The organism is Rhodococcus sp. AD45-ID (genome assembly GCF_003023755.1).
Taxonomy (GTDB): domain Bacteria; phylum Actinomycetota; class Actinomycetes; order Mycobacteriales; family Mycobacteriaceae; genus Rhodococcus_F; species Rhodococcus_F globerula.
In genome coordinates this window covers 814,757-830,863 of the sequence record NZ_PYHL01000001.1, presented here as the reverse complement: position 1 = coordinate 830,863, position 16,107 = coordinate 814,757, and the positions used below count along the sequence as shown (strand labels likewise).

The window sequence follows — 16,107 nt, the reverse complement described above, 5'->3', positions numbered from 1 at the left end:
ATGTTGATCCCTAGGCGGGTCAAGCACCGCAAGCAGCACCACCCGAGCCGTTCGGGTGCCGCCAAGGGCGGTACCCAGGTGACATTCGGTGACTACGGCATCCAGGCTCTCGAGCCTGCCTACATCACCAACCGGCAGATCGAGTCCGCTCGTATCGCCATGACTCGGCACATCAAGCGTGGCGGCAAGATCTGGATCAACATCTTCCCGGATCGCCCCCTCACGAAGAAGCCGGCCGAAACCCGAATGGGTTCCGGTAAGGGTTCGCCCGAGTGGTGGATTGCCAACGTCAAGCCCGGACGCGTTCTGTTCGAGATGACATACCCCAACGAGGAGATCGCTCGTGAGGCCCTGCGCCGCGCGATGCACAAGCTCCCGTGCAAGTGCCGGATCGTGACCAGAGAGGAGCAGTTCTGATGGCTACTGGAACCCCAGCAGCAGAGCTCCGCGAGCTCAGTGAAGACGAGCTGGTCACCCGGCTCCGCGAAGCGAAGGAAGAACTTTTCAACCTTCGTTTCCAGATGGCCACAGGCCAGATGGACAACAACCGACGACTGCGCACCGTTCGTCACGAGATCGCGCGCATCTACACCGTCCTGCGTGAGCGTGAGCTCGGACTCGCTGTGGGTCCGGATGCAGGTGACGCGGCATGAGTGAGGAAAAAGCAGTGAGCACAGAAGAGCGCGCGAGCCGTAAGGTCCGTGTCGGATACGTAGTTTCCGACAAGATGGAAAAGACGATCGTGGTCGAGCTCGAAGACCGCGTCAAGCACAAGCTCTACGGCAAGATCATCCGCCGTACGACCAAGGTGAAGGCGCATGACGAGAACGGCGTTGCCGGCGTCGGCGACCGCGTTCAGCTGATGGAAACCCGTCCGCTGTCCGCGACGAAGCACTGGCGTCTGGTCGAGGTCCTCGAAAAGGCCAAGTAAGCCTGATCGTGATCTCGAGCTGATCGAGCACAACCGAATGGCCCGCTTCCCGTTGGGGGAGTGGGCCATTCGGCTTTCGGTCAGGAATGCAGATGGTGGGCAAGGTGCGCAGATTTGGTAATCGGTGAACCCTTCCCTACAATAGAACGGTTGCCTGTGGCAGAGGTGTGTCTTCACGTGCGCAGCTCGACCGGTGCTTGCAGTGATCGCCTTCATCGATGAACTTCGGTGGGGCAGCAGCTCAGACACGACGCAGGTGGCAACAATGACCGCGCGCACCGGGTCGGTAATCCGTTGCGCACGAAATTCCAGGTCTAGGGAGATCAAGTGATTCAGCAGGAGTCGCGAGTTCGCGTCGCTGATAACACGGGTGCCAAGGAAATCCTTTGCATCCGCGTTCTCGGCGGTTCGTCACGTCGCTACGCCGGGATCGGTGACGTCATCGTCGCCACCGTCAAGGACGCAATCCCCGGTGGAAACATCAAGAAGGGTGAGGTCGTCAAGGCCGTCATCGTTCGCACGACCAAGGAGCGCCGTCGTCCGGACGGTTCCTACATCAAGTTCGACGAGAACGCAGCAGTGCTCATCAAGGCTGACAGCGATCCCCGTGGAACCCGCATCTTCGGACCCGTCGGCCGTGAGCTGCGCGAGAAGAAGTTCATGAAGATCGTTTCGCTCGCCCCGGAGGTGCTGTGATGAAGGTGCACAAGGGTGACACCGTTCTGGTCATCGCCGGTAAGGACAAGGGCGCGAAGGGCAAGGTCATTCAGGCTTTCCCCGCGACCGACAAGGTCCTCGTCGAAGGCGTGAACCGAATCAAGAAGCACACCGCGGTTTCCGCGAACGAGCGCGGAGCATCCTCCGGCGGCATCGTCACGCAGGAAGCTCCGATCCACGTATCCAACGTTGCAGTCGTCGACTCGGACGGAAACCCCACTCGCGTGGGCTACCGCACCGATGAAGAGACCGGCAAGCGCGTTCGGGTTTCCCGGAAGAACGGGAAGGACATCTGACATGACCTCCACCGAAAACAAGGTCCAGCCGCGCCTCAAGGCACGCTACCGCGCTGAGATCAAGGACGCGCTCAACAGCGAGTTCGACTACGCCAACGTCATGCAGATCCCCGGTGTTGTCAAGGTTGTCGTCAACATGGGCGTCGGCGACGCTGCCCGTGACGCCAAGCTGATCAACGGCGCTGTCCACGACTTGTCTCTCATCACGGGCCAGAAGCCCGAGATCCGTAAGGCACGTAAGTCCATCGCGCAGTTCAAGCTTCGCGAAGGCATGCCCATCGGCGCACGCGTCACCCTCCGTGGAGACCGTATGTGGGAGTTCCTGGACCGCCTCGTGTCTGTCGCGCTGCCCCGTATCCGCGACTTCCGCGGTCTCTCGGGCAACCAGTTCGACGGCAACGGCAACTACACGTTCGGCCTCAACGAGCAGTCGATGTTCCATGAGATCGACGTGGACAAGATCGATCGCCCCCGCGGTATGGACATCACCGTCGTGACCACCGCAACCAACAACGAAGAAGGCCGTGCACTGCTCAAGCACCTCGGCTTCCCGTTCAAGGAGAACTGAGCGCATGGCTAAGAAGGCATTGGTCAACAAGGCCAACAAGAAGCCCAAGTTCGCGGTTCGCGCCTACACCCGCTGCCAGCGCTGCGGTCGCCCGCACGCTGTGTTCCGCAAGTTCGGCCTGTGCCGAATCTGCTTGCGCGAGATGGCACACGCCGGCGAGCTTCCCGGAGTTCGCAAGAGCTCCTGGTGATCTGAGACCTTCGGGTCTTGTCACTTCACGCTTGTGAATGGGCGTGGGTTCCTTCGGGAATCCACGCCCATTCGGCATTTATCGGGTATTTCCCAGATATGGGGACGCGCTGTTTGGACAGGACGGCCAAAGTTCCCTACACTAGAGCGGTTGCCGTGGCTGACGCATGCGTTCAGCTCGGTGCGGTAACTTACGCCGTCTGACATAAGTCGGACGGCCCAGCCGAATTGCTGGAGGCCCACGACCGGACTCGTCCGGTGTTGCATGGGAACCACAGCGAGAAAGGTGTCGAGGTCGACCTATGACCATGACTGACCCCATCGCAGACTTCTTGACGCGTCTGCGCAACGCCAACACGGCGTACCACGATGAGGTGAAGCTTCCCCACTCGAAGATCAAGGCGAACATTGCCGAGATCCTCAAGCGCGAGGGCTACATCTCCGACTTCCGTACCGAAGACGCCGAGGTCGGCAAGACCCTCGTCGTCGATCTGAAGTACGGCCCCAGCCGCGAGCGTAGCCTCGCCGGCGTGCGTCGCGTTTCCAAGCCCGGTCTCCGGGTTTACGCGAAGTCCACCAACCTGCCCAAGGTCCTCGGAGGCCTCGGCGTGGCGATCATCTCCACGTCGTCCGGTCTGCTCACCGATCGCCAGGCGGCCAATCAAGGAGTAGGCGGGGAAGTCCTCGCCTACGTCTGGTAGAGGGAGGCCACCACAATGTCGCGTATTGGAAAGATTCCGGTCAACGTCCCCGCGGGCGTCGACGTTACGATCGCCGGCCAGGACGTCACGGTCAAGGGGCCCAAGGGCACCCTGGCACTGACGATCGCCGAGCCCATCGAGATCGCCAAGGCTGAGGACGGCTCCCTGAGCGTCACTCGCCCCGACGACGAGCGTCGCAGCCGTGCGCTGCACGGTCTGTCGCGGACCTTGGTTGCGAACATCATCACCGGTGTCACCGAGGGTTACACCAAGAAGATGGAAATCCACGGTGTCGGTTACCGCGTGGCGCTGAAGGGCAAGGACCTCGAGTTCGCGCTCGGCTTCAGCCACCCGGTCCCGATCGAGGCTCCCGAAGGCATCACCTTCGTCGTCGAGTCGCCCACCCGGTTCTCGGTGTCCGGCATCGACAAGCAGAAGGTCGGGCAGATCTCGGCCAACATCCGTCGTCTCCGTCGTCCGGACCCGTACAAGGGTAAGGGCGTGCGTTACGAGGGTGAGCAGATCCGCCGCAAGGTCGGAAAGACGGGTAAGTGATATGAGCCAGACTGCAAACCAGAAAGCCAAGCGGATTCCGCTCGGCAAGGATGCGTCCACGAAGCGTCGTCTCTCGAAGACACGTCGTCACTTCCGTCTCCGCAAGAAGGTCTCCGGCACGCCCGAGCGTCCCCGCTTGGTCGTCAACCGGTCCTCACGCCACATCCACGTCCAGCTCGTGGACGACCTGGCAGGCCACACTCTGGCTGCTGCGTCGACCATCGAAGCCGACGTGCGCGTGGCCGAAGGCGACAAGAAGGCTGCGAGCGCGAAGGTCGGTCAGCTGATCGCCGAGCGCGCAAAGGCTGCCGGCGTGGAAGCAGTGGTCTTCGACCACGGCGGACACGGCTACCACGGTCGCATCGCGGCCTTGGCAGACGCAGCTCGCGAAGGCGGGTTGAAGTTCTGATGACCAACATTTTCAACGGAAGGACAGCCTGATGCCGGGACGTCAAAGGCGTGACGGCGGAAGCGGACCCGCCGGACAGAATGGCCCCAACAGCGGCGACAACAGCAACGCTCGTGGGGACAACCGTGGTGGCGGCCGTGACCGTCGCGACGGTGGCCGTGGCGGAAACGCTGCGGAGAAGTCACAGTTCATCGAGCGCGTTGTCACGATCAACCGCGTCTCCAAGGTCGTCAAGGGTGGTCGTCGCTTCAGCTTCACCGCTCTCGTGATCGTCGGAGACGGCAACGGACTGGTCGGCGTCGGCTACGGCAAGGCCAAGGAAGTTCCCGCGGCCATCCAGAAGGGTGTCGAGGAGGCTCGCAAGAGCTTCTTCCGCGTCCCGATGATCGGCAACACCATCACTCACCCCGTTCAGGGTGAGGCTGCTGCCGGCATCGTCATGCTTCGCCCGGCAAGCCCCGGTACCGGTGTTATCGCCGGTGGCGCGGTGCGTGCCGTGCTGGAGTGCGCTGGTATCGCGGACATCCTGTCGAAGTCGCTCGGTAGCGACAACGCCATCAACGTCGTGCACGCGACCGTTGCCGCGCTCAAGGGTCTGCAGCGTCCCGAGGAAGTTGCGGCTCGCCGCGGCCTCACCCTCGAAGAGGTTGCACCCGCCGGCATGCTGCGCGCACGCGCACAGGCTGCTGGGAGTGTGAAGTAATGGCAGATCTCAAGGTCACTCAGATCAAGAGCATCATCGGGACCAAGCAGAACCAGAAGGATTCTCTGCGCACGCTCGGTCTCAAGGGCATCCGTCAGACCGTTGTTCGTGAGGACAACGCACAGAACCGCGGTCTGATCAACGTGGTGCGCCACCTCGTAACAGTTGAGGAGGTCTAACCATGACCATCAAACTGCACCACCTGCGCCCCGCTCCCGGATCCAAGTCCAACAAGATTCGTGTTGGACGCGGCGAGGGCGGCAAGCGTGGTAAGACCGCAGGTCGCGGTACCAAGGGCACCAAGGCACGTAACACCGTGCGCGTGGGCTTCGAGGGTGGACAGATGCCGCTTCACATGCGTCTGCCCAAGCTCAAGGGCTTCAAGAACCCCTTCCGCACCGAGTACCAGGTCGTCAATGTCGGCGACATCGCCCGTCTGTTCCCCGAAGGTGGAGCAATCTCGGTCGAGGATCTCGTTGCCAAGGGCGCAGTCCGCAAGAACCAGCTCGTCAAGGTTCTGGGCGACGGCGAACTGACTGTTGCCGTTCAGGTGACCGTCGACAAGTTCACCGGTTCCGCCAAGGAAAAGATTGCTGCTGCCGGTGGTTCCGCCACCGAGCTGTGAGTAATCACGCGTAGCTAGTCCGATGGCCGCAGCGCAGCATTTGCTGTGCTGCGGCCATCGGCGTCTGTGCTGTTCGTCCCGAAAGTGTGGCCCCGTCGACCGGGTCAGGCACACTGGTTGTATCTTCGGCTTACCCGAGTTTCGTGGTCGGCTCGTTTAGTTCCCATAAATTGACTGTTAGAGTTCTGAAGTTCGGCAGGTCAAAAGATCTGCCCCCAACCGTCGTGCCAGGAGGATCTTTGCTTTCCGCCTTCGTTTCGGCCCTCAGGACACCCGACCTGAGGCGGAAGATCCTATTCACCCTCGGCCTGGTAGCCCTCTACCGGGTCGGCGCAGTGCTTCCGTCACCTGGTGTCGACTACGCCAGAGTGCGTGAGTGCATCGACATAGCTAACTCTGGTGACTCGGCGGGCATCTACTCGCTGATCAACTTGTTCTCCGGTGGTGCGCTACTCCAGTTGTCGGTGTTTGCGATCGGCATCATGCCGTACATCACCGCCAGCATTATCGTTCAGCTGCTGACCGTGGTCATCCCGAAGTTCGAGGAACTTCGCAAGGAGGGCCAGTCGGGTCAGGCCAAGATGACGCAGTACACGCGCTATCTCTCCATCGCTTTGGCTGTGCTTCAGTCGACGGGCATCGTTGCGCTCGCAGCTAGGGGACAGCTACTGCAAGGCTGTGACGACATCATCGCCGACAAGTCGATCTTCGGCTTGATCATTCTTGTCCTGGTCATGACGGCCGGCGCCGCACTCGTCATGTGGTTCGGTGAGCTCATCACCGAACGGGGCGTCGGTAACGGCATGTCGCTCCTCATCTTCGCCGGTATCGCCTCGCGTATCCCGTCCGAAGGCAAGGCCATTCTGGACAGCCGTGGTGGCCTCGTCTTTGCACTCGTCTGCTTTGCAGCGCTCTTGATCATTGCCGGCGTCGTCTTCGTCGAGCAGGGCCAGCGTCGAATTCCCGTCCAGTACGCCAAGCGCATGGTGGGACGCAAGATGTACGGCGGCTCGTCGACGTACCTGCCGCTCAAGGTCAACCAGGCCGGTGTCATCCCGGTGATCTTCGCGTCGTCGCTGCTGTACCTGCCCAACCTGATTGCGCAGCTCACGTCGGCCAGCACTGCGGTCGACCCCAGTTGGTGGCAGCGAATCATCAACACCTACTTGGTCAATCCCGCCAACCCGGTGTACATCCTGATCTACTTCGGTCTTATCGTGTTCTTCACGTACTTCTACGTCGCGATCACCTTCAATCCAGAAGAGCGCGCCGACGAGATGAAGAAGTTCGGTGGATTCATTCCAGGTATCCGTCCCGGTCAGCCGACCGCGGACTATCTCAACTACGTGCTGAGTCGCATCACCCTTCCGGGTGCGATCTACCTTGGCACCATTGCTGTTCTGCCCAATCTGTTCCTCGACATCGGGAACGGCGGCGGCGCGCAGAACCTGCCGTTCGGTGGCACCGCGGTGCTGATCATGGTCAGCGTCGGTCTGGACACCGTGAAGCAGATCGAGAGTCAGCTAATGCAGCGCAACTATGAAGGGTTCCTCAAGTGAGACTTGTCCTCCTTGGTCCTCCCGGTGCCGGCAAGGGCACCCAGGCCGCGATCCTGTCCGAGAAGTTCGGTGTTCCCCATATCTCGACGGGTGACCTCTTCCGAGCCAACATCGGTCAGTCCACCCCGCTCGGCGTGGAAGCGAAGAAGTTCATCGACGCCGGTGAGCTTGTTCCCAGCTCGATCACCAATGACATGGTGAAGGCACGCGTTGCCGAGCCGGACGCCGCCAACGGATTCCTGCTCGACGGATTCCCGCGCTCGGTCGATCAGGCGGAAGCCCTCGAAGGCATCCTGAAGGATCTCGATACGAAGCTCGACGGTGTGCTTTCCTTCGTCGTCGACGAGGACATCGTGGTGGAGCGAATGCTCGCCCGTGGCCGAGCAGACGACACCGAGGACGTGATTCGCAACCGCCTCCGGGTCTACCGCGACGAGACGTCGCCGCTGTTCGACTACTACAAGGGCAGCATCGTCTCCGTCGACGCGATCGGCGAGGTCGAAGAAGTCAACGCTCGCGCACTGGCAGCGCTGGGTAAGTAATGGTTTTCGGGCGTAAACGCAAGGTTGTTCCGTTCCGCTCCGCGGGCGAACTCGACGCAATGGCTGCGGCCGGCGCAATCGTGGGTTCGGCGTTGGTGGCGGTACGCGCTGCGGCAAAGCCCGGTGTCAGCACCCTGGAATTGGATGCGGTCGCCGAATCTGTCATCCGCGATGCGGGTGCGGTGCCGTCCTTCCTCGGCTACAACGGTTTCACCGGTTCGATCTGTTCTTCGGTCAACGACCGGGTTGTTCACGGAATCCCGTCGGCGCAGGACGTCCTCGCCGAGGGTGACCTGGTGTCCATCGACTGCGGCGCGATCCTCGAGGGTTGGCACGGAGACTCCGCGTGGACGTTCGGTGTCGGTGAGATAAGTGCAGCCGATCAGGATCTGAGCGAAGCAACTCGATTGTCCATGGAAGCCGGCATTGCGGCGATGATCGCAGGCAACCGTCTGACAGACGTTTCGCACGCCATCGAGCTCGGCACCCAGGCCGCCGAGAAGCTACACGGCCGTTCATACGGAATCGTCGACGGCTACGGCGGTCACGGTATCGGCCGTGAGATGCACATGGATCCGTTCCTGGCCAACGAAGGTGCCCCGGGCAAGGGGCCCGAGTTGGTGATCGGATCTTGCCTGGCAATCGAGCCGATGTTGACGCTCGGGACCACGGATACCGTGATTCTCGATGACGACTGGACTGTGGTGACCACCGACGGTTCGCGTGCTGCTCACTGGGAGCACACTGTTGCTGTCACGGCGGACGGCCCGCGAATTCTGACGCTGCGACCGGAGTAGTTTTCGGCTCCAACGCTCGACAAGTGTTGACAGCAAGAGTGATTCGCTCTTCGAGAAGTCCCGGTCCCGCAAGGGGTCGGGACTTTTTCGGTTGCTGGTTCGGTGGCCGCGGAGGCATGGATTGCCGCCCAGATGCGCTGCCGTAGGGGAGGCGCATTTGGCCTGGTCGTTCTCTTCGCGTAACATAGCTAGGCGGTGCGCCATGCGTGTCGACAGCTTGTGTGTGTAGGACTGCCGCTACGGGGAACAACGCACCGAGTCGATGTAAAAATCATGTCGATGAAGAAACCATTGCGTGCCAATGTAACGGAAGCCGATGCACGAAGCATGCCAAACCAAACGGATCGCGGAGGATATGGCTAAGAAAGACGGGGCCATCGAGGTCGAAGGACGAGTAGTCGAGCCGCTGCCCAATGCGATGTTCCGCATTGAGCTCGAGAATGGCCACAAGGTCCTCGCCCACATCAGCGGAAAGATGCGTCAGCACTACATTCGCATCCTCCCGGAAGATCGCGTTGTCGTAGAGCTCTCGCCCTACGATTTGTCGCGCGGACGCATCGTTTACCGCTACAAGTAACGAACTTCCCGGATCTGACCTGGGTCAGGGAGAAGTACGTCTGCCGGGGTTCGCTTTGGCAGGCTGCGACAAAACAGGAGATCAGAAGACGTGAAGGTTCAGCCGAGCGTCAAGAAGATCTGCGAAAAGTGCAAAGTGATCCGCCGTAACGGTCGGGTCATGGTGATCTGCGAGAACCTGCGTCACAAGCAGCGTCAGGGCTAGATCTAGCTTTTCGAAGATCTGCTTGGCAACAAGCAAAGAAGACCTTCCAGTACCAGCCATTGTTGACGAGACCCCACGCGATCGTTTACCGATCGACAGGGTCGGACAATGGTTCACCCCCGGCACGGAGGCCGGGGCCCCACTGAGTTAGTTGATGAGACCAGCCACGTTCTCGGACGTGGTTACTCGGCAAGAGGCACAGGGGATGGGCTGGGAGCAGACCTCCGCACACCGATAGGAAATGCCAACATGGCACGTCTCTCTGGTGTTGATCTTCCTCGCGAAAAGCGCATGGAGATCGCACTGACATACATCTACGGCATCGGCCGTACCCGCTCCAAGGAAATCCTTGACGCCACCGGCGTCAACCCGGATCTCCGGAGCAAGGACCTCTCGGACGAGGACCTGGCAAAGCTCCGCGAGTACATCGAGGAGTCGCTCAAGGTTGAGGGTGACCTTCGCCGCGAGGTTCAGGCCGACATCCGTCGCAAGATCGAGATCGGCTGCTACCAGGGCCTGCGCCACCGTCGTGGTCTGCCCGTGCGTGGTCAGCGCACCAAGACCAACGCCCGTACCCGTAAGGGTCCGAAGCGCACCATTGCCGGCAAGAAGAAGGCGAAGTAATGCCCCCGAAGTCACGTAGCACCGGTCCGAAGAAGACCCAGAAGACGCGTCGCAGGGATAAGAAGAACATCCCGCACGGCGCCGCTCACATCAAGAGCACCTTCAACAACACCATCGTGTCCATCACGGACCCGGCCGGAAATGTCATTTCCTGGGCGTCCTCGGGACACGTCGGCTTCAAGGGTTCGCGTAAGTCGACGCCCTTCGCCGCTCAGCTTGCTGCTGAGAGCGCTGCCCGCAAGGCGCAGGAGCATGGTGTCAAGAAGGTTGACGTCTTCGTCAAGGGACCGGGTTCGGGTCGCGAGACCGCGATTCGTTCGCTCCAGGCCGCAGGCCTCGAGGTCGGCACCATTTCCGATGTAACTCCCCAGCCGCACAACGGCTGCCGTCCGCCCAAGCGGCGTCGGGTATAAGCGGGAAGGAATAGGTAGAAAATCATGGCACGTTATACCGGACCCATCACCCGCAAGTCGCGTCGTCTGCGCGTCGACCTCGTTGGAGGCGACCAGGCATTCGAGCGTCGCCCGTACCCGCCCGGACAGCACGGCCGCGCGCGTATCAAGGAGAGCGAGTACCTGCTCCAGCTGCAGGAGAAGCAGAAGGCTCGCTTCACCTACGGCGTCATGGAGAAGCAGTTCCGTCTGTACTACAAGGAGGCGAACAACCGCCCCGGTAAGACCGGCGAGAACCTGCTCACCATCCTGGAGTCGCGTCTCGACAACGTCGTGTACCGCGCAGGCCTCGCTCGCACGCGCCGTCAGGCACGTCAGCTGGTCACGCACGGTCACCTTCTCGTGAACAACAAGAAGGTCGACATCCCGAGCTACCGCGTCTCGCAGTACGACATCATCGATGTCAAGGAGAAGTCGCTCGCAACGCTTCCGTTCCAGGTTGCCCGTGAGACCGTTGGCGATCGCCCGGTTCCCGCGTGGCTGCAGGTTGTCGGCTCGCGTCTGCGGATCCTGGTTCACCAGCTTCCCGAGCGTGCGCAGATCGACATTGCTCTGCAGGAACAGCTCATCGTCGAGTACTACTCGAAGTAAGGTGCTCCGCGCCCTGTGCGCCTTTCCGGTAGTTCCGACTACCGGAAAGGCGCACGGGGTCGCAGGCCCTTTCCCATCGTGGGCGTCAAATAGTGGACGTCCGTACAGGAGGAAATACCATGCTCATTTCTCAGCGACCCACGTTGACCGAAGAGGTCATCGCTGATAACCGCTCGAAGTTCGTCATCGAGCCCCTGGAGCCAGGTTTCGGGTACACGCTCGGCAATTCGCTGCGCCGCACGCTGCTCTCGTCGATCCCCGGCGCTGCTGTCACCAGCATCCGCATCGACGGCGTTCTCCACGAGTTCACCACGGTCCCCGGAGTGAAGGAAGACGTCACTGACATCATCCTGAACCTCAAGGGCCTCGTCGTGAGCTCCGAAGAGGACGAGCCGGTCACCATGTACGTCCGCAAGCAGGGCCCCGGCGCTGTTACCGCAGGCGACATCGTGCCCCCGGCCGGCGTCATCGTGAACAACCCTGATCTGCACATCGCCACCCTGAACGACAAGGGCAAGCTGGAGATCGAGCTCGTAGTCGAGCGCGGTCGTGGCTATGTCCCCGCCGTCCAGAACAAGGCGTCCGGCGCAGAGATCGGCCGCATTCCGGTCGACTCGATCTACTCGCCGGTGCTCAAGGTCACCTACAAGGTGGAGGCCACTCGCGTCGAACAGCGCACCGACTTCGATCGGCTCGTTCTCGACGTGGAAACGAAGAACTCCATCACCGCACGGGACGCGCTCGCTTCTGCGGGCAAGACCCTGGTTGAGCTCTTCGGCCTGGCCCGTGAGCTGAACGTCGAAGCAGAAGGCATCGAGATCGGACCCTCGCCCGCCGAGGCCGATCACATCGCTTCCTTCGGACTCCCCATCGAGGATCTGGACCTCACGGTCCGTTCCTACAACTGCCTCAAGCGCGAAGGTGTTCACACCGTCGGTGAGCTTGTCGGCCGTACCGAGTCCGATCTGCTCGACATCCGCAACTTCGGACAGAAGTCCATCGACGAGGTCAAGGTCAAGCTGCATTCGCTCGGCCTGTCCCTCAAGGACAGCCCCGCATCCTTCGATCCCACGACCGTTGCAGGCTACGACGCCGCCACCGGAACGTGGAGTGACACCGATGCCGGTTCCTTCGGCGATGCCGACGGTACCGAGGACTACGCCGAGACCGAACAGCTGTAGCAGCTCAGGTCCTTTACTAGGAGATCATCATGCCCAAGCCCAAGAAGGGTGCCCGCTTCGGCGGGTCGGCTTCCCACCAGAAGGCGATTTTCGCCAATCTGGCTACCGCGCTCTTCGAGCACGGTCGTATCACCACCACCGAGTCCAAGGCCAAGGCACTGCGCCCGTACGCCGAGAAGCTCGTCACGCACGCGAAGGCCGGCACGCTGGCTCACCGTCGTGAGGTGCTGAAGGTCATCCGTAACAAGGATGTCGTTCACACCCTGTTCGCCGAGATCGGCCCGTTCTACGCGGACCGTAACGGTGGATACACCCGCATCATCAAGACGATCCCCCGCAAGGGCGACAACGCGCCGATGGCAATCATCGAGCTCGTCAAGGAAAAGACCGTCACCTCCGAGGCTGACCGCGCACGTCGCGTCAAGGCTTCGCAGGATGCTCCCGCCGCAGAGAACGTCGTCGAGGCCGTAGAGGCCGACGCGACCGAGGCTGAGGTCGAGAACGCTGATGCAGTTGTCGAAGCTATCGAGGACGAGACCGCAACTGCGGCCGACGCCCCCGAGGCCAAGAAGGACTAGTTCCCTTGGTTTCAGCACACGCTGAATCGAACGAGCCCGCCGCCCCCCTCGGGGACGGCGGGCTCGTTCGATTGCGGCTCGATATCTCTTATGACGGCACCGACTTCTCTGGTTGGGCCAGGCAGACCGATCTACGCACGGTGTGCGGTGAGATCGAAGACAAACTGGGAACTGTTCTACGGCAACCCGTTCAGTTGACCGTCGCCGGTCGGACGGATGCCGGCGTCCATGCGAGTGGTCAGGTTGCGCACGTCGACGTGCCGGCTGATCTCCTGCCGGACGATCCGTCGCGATTGGTTCGGCGGCTCGCTCGGTTCCTGCCGAAAGATGTTCGAGTCAAGAGTATTTCCGTCGTCCCGGCTGATTTCGACGCGCGTTTCTCTGCGATGCGACGCTATTACGAGTACCGGGTGTCCAACGCGATGTTCGGTGTCGAACCGCTTCGTGTGCGTGACATGGTTTCCTACCCGAAGGCTCTTGATCTGGCCGCGATGCAGGAAGCGTCGCAGCGACTCTTGGGACTTCATGACTTTGCCGCGTTTTGCAAGCGCCGCGAAGGAGCGACGACCGTACGCGAACTTCAGCGGTTCGACTGGACACAAGAGGGCACAGTGTTCACGGCCTACGTGAATGCCGACGCGTTTTGTTGGTCGATGGTGCGGAGTCTTGTCGGCGCCGTGCTGTCCGTCGGTGAGGGGCGTCGTACGTCGGATTGGCTTGCCGGGTTGCTCGACGAATCCTCACGGTCGAGTTCCATCCTGGTGGCACCGGCCCATGGTTTGTCGTTGGTGCGAGTCGATTACCCGGATTATTCGGAGTTGGCGGCCCGCAACGCGATTACCCGTGAGACCCGCGAATTGCCGTCGGCCGGCGGTTGCTGCGGCGACTGAAGGCGCTCATGCGACATTGCCCTCCCACCATTGCCCTCCCACCACTGTGGGAGGGCAATGTCGTATCCGGCTATCCCGCCAATTGGCGCGCGATGACCAGACGCTGAATCTGGTTGGTGCCCTCGAAGATCTGAGTGATTTTGGCTTCACGCATGTACCGCTCGACCGGGAAGTCCTGGGTGTACCCGTAGCCGCCGAATACCTGCACGGCGTCGGTCGTGACCTTCATCGCGGCGTCTGTGGCAATGAGCTTGGCGACGCTGGCGTTGCGGGAGTACGGCACTCCGGCGTCGCGGCGACGGGCCGCATCGAGGTACGTGGCACGAGCGGAGTCGACGGCTGCGGCCATGTCGGCGAGCACAAAGCCGAGGCCCTGATGGTCGATGATCCGCTTGCCGAAAGCCTTGCGTTCCTTGGCGTAGGCAACCGCGTCGTCGAGTGCGCCCTGGGCGATGCCGACGGCAACGGCCGCAATTCCCAACCGACCGGAGTCGAGGGCGCTGAATGCGATGGGAAGTCCCTGACCGCGCTGGCCGATGAGGCGCTCGTCCGGGATGAAGGCGTCGTCGTAGTTCGCAGAGGCGGTGGGAACAGCGCGCAGTCCCATCTTTTCCTCGGGCTTACCGAAGCTGAGGCCCTCGGTGTCCTTGTCCACCAGGAGGCAGGAGATGCCGCGTGAGCCGTCGTCGCTGGTGCGGGCGAAGAGGTTGTAGAAGTCTGCCTTGCCGCCGTTCGTGATCCAGGCTTTGCTGCCGTTGATGCGGTATCCACCGTCGACGGGTGCAGCCTTGCAGGACAACGCTGCTGCGTCGGATCCCGCCTGGGATTCGGAGAGGCTGTAGGCGCCGATGGTGTTGCCGCCCAGCATGTCCGGCAGCCACTTGTTCTTCTGTTCGTCGGTGCCGAAGGTGAAGAGTGGGAAGCAGGAGAGGCTGTGAACGCTCACTGCGACGGCAACTGCAGCCCACCGTGAGGCGATCTCTTCGAGAACTTGCAAGTAGACCTCGTACGGCTGATCGCCGCCGCCGAACTCCTCGGGGTACGGCAAGCTCAGGAGCCCGGCTTGTCCGAGAGCGGGGAAGACTCCATCCGGGTACTTCTCGGCCTTCTCGTACTCGTTGACCTTGGGGGCGAGGACCTTGTCTGCCACGTCTCGGGTCAGTTCGATGAGATCGCGAGCTTCTTGGCTGGGCATCAGACGTTCGACCGGCACTGTCGACTCCTGTTTCTGTAGTAGTACTGACAACGATACTGCAGTACTGTTTTCAGTATGGCAAGAGTGACGGCACGCAGAGTGCAGCTATTCGATCAGTTGGTTGCGCTTTTTCTCGACGAAGGATTCGCGCATCTCACTCTCGACGAGATCGCCGCGCGCCTGCATTGCTCCAAGAGCACCCTGTACACCGTCGCAGCCGGCAAGGACGATCTCGTGCGCGCCGTCACGGTCCATTTCTTTCGTACCGCGACCGATGCCGTCGAAGACGCGGTTGCAGCTCATGCGGATCCGTTGCAGCAAGTGAGCGCGTACCTCGAGGCCGTCGGCGATCAGCTTTCCGCCGCATCGCACCAGTTCATGGAGGACCTCGCGGCGTCCACGTCGGCGCGTCAGGTGTACGAGAAGAACACGTCGATCGCTGCGAGTCGGGTACGCGAGATGATTGTTCGAGGTGTGGAGGCCGGCGCGTTTCGCGAAGTACACGCGTCGTTCGTCGCTGACGCAGCCTCGAACACGATGGTGCGCATACAGCAACGTGACGTCTACAAGGCGACCGGACTGGACGACGCGCAGGCGTACCGCGAACTTGCCGCCCTCATCACCACCGGGATTGCTGCGACGGGCGCGCCGTTACCATCAACGACATGACCGATCTGTTCGTCGAGGTAATTGTCGGTTCCGTGCGCGAGGGACGAATCGGCTTGGCTGTCGCCGATTGGTTTGTTGCGCGCGCCGTGAATCAACCGAATTGGTCTGTCTCGGTCATCGACCTCGCCGAATTGATGCTTCCAACCGATTTCTCGCCGTCGGAGGCCGCCGAGGAATTGCGTCGACGCATCGAGGGCGCCGACGCTGTTGTTGCGGTCACACCCGAATACAACCATGGATATTCTGCTGCTCTGAAGACGGCACTCGATTCGGTGAAACACGAATGGCGCGCGAAACCGATCGGTTTCGTGTCGTACGGAGGAGTGTCGGGAGGGTTGCGTGCGACGGAACAATTGCGGCAGGTTGTTGCCGAACTGCACATGGTCTCCGTGCGTCAAAGCGTGAGTATTCACCAGGCCCGCAAGCAATTCCGGTCACCAAATCCTACTGTGGACGCTATCGCAACCGATGCCGCCGACCGGATGATCGGTCAATTGGACTGGTGGGGAAGAGGACTGCGCGAGCATCGCGGCCGGAAGGCGTATCCCGGATGA

The 16,107-nt window shown here is 61.4% G+C and carries 27 protein-coding genes; 26 read left to right on the top strand and 1 reads right to left on the bottom strand.

What is annotated here, in order from left to right:
* The 24 genes from rplP to truA all read left to right on the top strand — a co-directional run bounded on the left by rplP (nucleotide 1) and on the right by truA (nucleotide 13,689).
* Nucleotides 1–417 carry a 50S ribosomal protein L16 gene (gene rplP, locus C7T36_RS03885; protein WP_003940899.1) on the top strand — a complete coding sequence of 139 codons (417 nt, stop codon included), beginning with the start codon at nucleotides 1–3 and terminating at the stop codon, nucleotides 415–417.
* Entirely contained in the window at nucleotides 417–653 is a 237-nt protein-coding gene (gene rpmC, locus C7T36_RS03880; protein WP_033231375.1) for a 50S ribosomal protein L29, read from the top strand. Before rplP ends, rpmC begins: the two co-directional genes overlap by 1 nt.
* Nucleotides 650–931: a 30S ribosomal protein S17 gene (gene rpsQ, locus C7T36_RS03875; RefSeq protein WP_003941020.1), complete on the top strand. Its 282-nt coding sequence runs from the start codon at nucleotides 650–652 to the stop codon at nucleotides 929–931. The genes rpmC and rpsQ overlap by 4 nt, the downstream gene beginning before the upstream one ends.
* Before the next feature lie 327 nt (nucleotides 932–1,258).
* Entirely contained in the window at nucleotides 1,259–1,627 is a 369-nt protein-coding gene (rplN, locus tag C7T36_RS03870; protein WP_003940951.1) for a 50S ribosomal protein L14, read from the top strand.
* On the top strand, nucleotides 1,627–1,944 hold the full coding sequence (gene rplX / locus C7T36_RS03865) for a 50S ribosomal protein L24 (RefSeq protein ID WP_033231374.1): 318 nt from the start codon (nucleotides 1,627–1,629) through the stop codon (nucleotides 1,942–1,944). The genes rplN and rplX overlap by 1 nt, the downstream gene beginning before the upstream one ends.
* Before the next feature lies 1 nt (nucleotide 1,945).
* Nucleotides 1,946–2,512, top strand: a complete 567-nt coding sequence (gene rplE / locus C7T36_RS03860) for a 50S ribosomal protein L5 (protein WP_033231373.1) — start codon at nucleotides 1,946–1,948, stop codon at nucleotides 2,510–2,512.
* A gap of 4 nt (nucleotides 2,513–2,516) precedes the next feature.
* Nucleotides 2,517–2,702 (top strand): type Z 30S ribosomal protein S14, encoded by a 186-nt coding sequence (locus C7T36_RS03855; RefSeq protein WP_033231372.1) that lies wholly within the window; start codon nucleotides 2,517–2,519, stop codon nucleotides 2,700–2,702.
* A 301-nt stretch (nucleotides 2,703–3,003) separates the two neighbouring features.
* Nucleotides 3,004–3,402 carry a 30S ribosomal protein S8 gene (gene rpsH, locus C7T36_RS03850; protein WP_033231371.1) on the top strand — a complete coding sequence of 133 codons (399 nt, stop codon included), beginning with the start codon at nucleotides 3,004–3,006 and terminating at the stop codon, nucleotides 3,400–3,402.
* A 15-nt stretch (nucleotides 3,403–3,417) separates the two neighbouring features.
* Nucleotides 3,418–3,957 (top strand): 50S ribosomal protein L6, encoded by a 540-nt coding sequence (gene rplF / locus C7T36_RS03845; RefSeq protein WP_033231370.1) that lies wholly within the window; start codon nucleotides 3,418–3,420, stop codon nucleotides 3,955–3,957.
* A 1-nt stretch (nucleotide 3,958) separates the two neighbouring features.
* Complete coding sequence (gene rplR / locus C7T36_RS03840) at nucleotides 3,959–4,366, top strand: 50S ribosomal protein L18 (RefSeq protein ID WP_033231369.1); 408 nt, start codon at nucleotides 3,959–3,961, stop codon at nucleotides 4,364–4,366.
* A gap of 31 nt (nucleotides 4,367–4,397) precedes the next feature.
* On the top strand, nucleotides 4,398–5,069 hold the full coding sequence (gene rpsE, locus C7T36_RS03835; RefSeq protein ID WP_033231368.1) for a 30S ribosomal protein S5: 672 nt from the start codon (nucleotides 4,398–4,400) through the stop codon (nucleotides 5,067–5,069).
* Complete coding sequence (rpmD, locus tag C7T36_RS03830; protein ID WP_003940751.1) at nucleotides 5,069–5,248, top strand: 50S ribosomal protein L30; 180 nt, start codon at nucleotides 5,069–5,071, stop codon at nucleotides 5,246–5,248. The genes rpsE and rpmD overlap by 1 nt, the downstream gene beginning before the upstream one ends.
* Nucleotides 5,249–5,250: 2 nt before the next feature.
* Complete coding sequence (gene rplO / locus C7T36_RS03825) at nucleotides 5,251–5,694, top strand: 50S ribosomal protein L15 (protein WP_033231367.1); 444 nt, start codon at nucleotides 5,251–5,253, stop codon at nucleotides 5,692–5,694.
* Nucleotides 5,695–5,933: 239 nt separating this feature from the next.
* On the top strand, nucleotides 5,934–7,253 hold the full coding sequence (secY, locus tag C7T36_RS03820; protein WP_033231366.1) for a preprotein translocase subunit SecY: 1,320 nt from the start codon (nucleotides 5,934–5,936) through the stop codon (nucleotides 7,251–7,253).
* Complete coding sequence (locus C7T36_RS03815) at nucleotides 7,250–7,795, top strand: adenylate kinase (RefSeq protein WP_045070823.1); 546 nt, start codon at nucleotides 7,250–7,252, stop codon at nucleotides 7,793–7,795. Before secY ends, C7T36_RS03815 begins: the two co-directional genes overlap by 4 nt.
* Complete coding sequence (gene map, locus C7T36_RS03810) at nucleotides 7,795–8,592, top strand: type I methionyl aminopeptidase (protein WP_033231364.1); 798 nt, start codon at nucleotides 7,795–7,797, stop codon at nucleotides 8,590–8,592. The genes C7T36_RS03815 and map overlap by 1 nt, the downstream gene beginning before the upstream one ends.
* A 355-nt stretch (nucleotides 8,593–8,947) precedes the next feature.
* Nucleotides 8,948–9,169 carry a translation initiation factor IF-1 gene (infA, locus tag C7T36_RS03805; protein WP_003418601.1) on the top strand — a complete coding sequence of 74 codons (222 nt, stop codon included), beginning with the start codon at nucleotides 8,948–8,950 and terminating at the stop codon, nucleotides 9,167–9,169.
* 90 nt (nucleotides 9,170–9,259) lie between these two features.
* Nucleotides 9,260–9,373, top strand: coding sequence for a 50S ribosomal protein L36 (gene rpmJ, locus C7T36_RS03800; RefSeq protein ID WP_003938068.1), 114 nt, complete (start codon nucleotides 9,260–9,262; stop codon nucleotides 9,371–9,373).
* A 249-nt stretch (nucleotides 9,374–9,622) separates the two neighbouring features.
* Entirely contained in the window at nucleotides 9,623–9,997 is a 375-nt protein-coding gene (rpsM, locus tag C7T36_RS03795) for a 30S ribosomal protein S13 (protein WP_033231363.1), read from the top strand.
* Nucleotides 9,997–10,410 (top strand): 30S ribosomal protein S11, encoded by a 414-nt coding sequence (gene rpsK / locus C7T36_RS03790; RefSeq protein ID WP_003940683.1) that lies wholly within the window; start codon nucleotides 9,997–9,999, stop codon nucleotides 10,408–10,410. The genes rpsM and rpsK overlap by 1 nt, the downstream gene beginning before the upstream one ends.
* Nucleotides 10,411–10,434: 24 nt before the next feature.
* Nucleotides 10,435–11,040 carry a 30S ribosomal protein S4 gene (gene rpsD, locus C7T36_RS03785; RefSeq protein WP_033231362.1) on the top strand — a complete coding sequence of 202 codons (606 nt, stop codon included), beginning with the start codon at nucleotides 10,435–10,437 and terminating at the stop codon, nucleotides 11,038–11,040.
* 119 nt (nucleotides 11,041–11,159) lie between these two features.
* The gene (locus tag C7T36_RS03780) at nucleotides 11,160–12,221 is read left to right on the top strand and encodes a DNA-directed RNA polymerase subunit alpha (RefSeq protein WP_033231361.1); all 1,062 of its coding nucleotides are present in this window, start codon (nucleotides 11,160–11,162) and stop codon (nucleotides 12,219–12,221) included.
* Nucleotides 12,222–12,250: 29 nt separating this feature from the next.
* Nucleotides 12,251–12,799 (top strand): 50S ribosomal protein L17, encoded by a 549-nt coding sequence (rplQ, locus tag C7T36_RS03775; protein ID WP_033231360.1) that lies wholly within the window; start codon nucleotides 12,251–12,253, stop codon nucleotides 12,797–12,799.
* Nucleotides 12,800–12,804: 5 nt separating this feature from the next.
* Nucleotides 12,805–13,689 carry a tRNA pseudouridine(38-40) synthase TruA gene (gene truA, locus C7T36_RS03770; RefSeq protein WP_033231359.1) on the top strand — a complete coding sequence of 295 codons (885 nt, stop codon included), beginning with the start codon at nucleotides 12,805–12,807 and terminating at the stop codon, nucleotides 13,687–13,689.
* Between the two features lie 70 nt (nucleotides 13,690–13,759).
* Here truA and C7T36_RS03765 read toward each other — a convergent pair whose 3' ends face one another.
* Nucleotides 13,760–14,902, bottom strand: coding sequence for an acyl-CoA dehydrogenase family protein (locus tag C7T36_RS03765; RefSeq protein WP_033231358.1), 1,143 nt, complete (start codon nucleotides 14,900–14,902; stop codon nucleotides 13,760–13,762).
* A 57-nt stretch (nucleotides 14,903–14,959) separates the two neighbouring features.
* Here C7T36_RS03765 and C7T36_RS03760 point away from each other — a divergent pair, with 57 nt between their 5' ends.
* The gene (locus C7T36_RS03760) at nucleotides 14,960–15,553 is read left to right on the top strand and encodes a TetR/AcrR family transcriptional regulator (RefSeq protein ID WP_045070819.1); all 594 of its coding nucleotides are present in this window, start codon (nucleotides 14,960–14,962) and stop codon (nucleotides 15,551–15,553) included.
* On the top strand, nucleotides 15,550–16,107 hold the full coding sequence (locus tag C7T36_RS03755) for an NADPH-dependent FMN reductase (protein WP_045070816.1): 558 nt from the start codon (nucleotides 15,550–15,552) through the stop codon (nucleotides 16,105–16,107). Before C7T36_RS03760 ends, C7T36_RS03755 begins: the two co-directional genes overlap by 4 nt.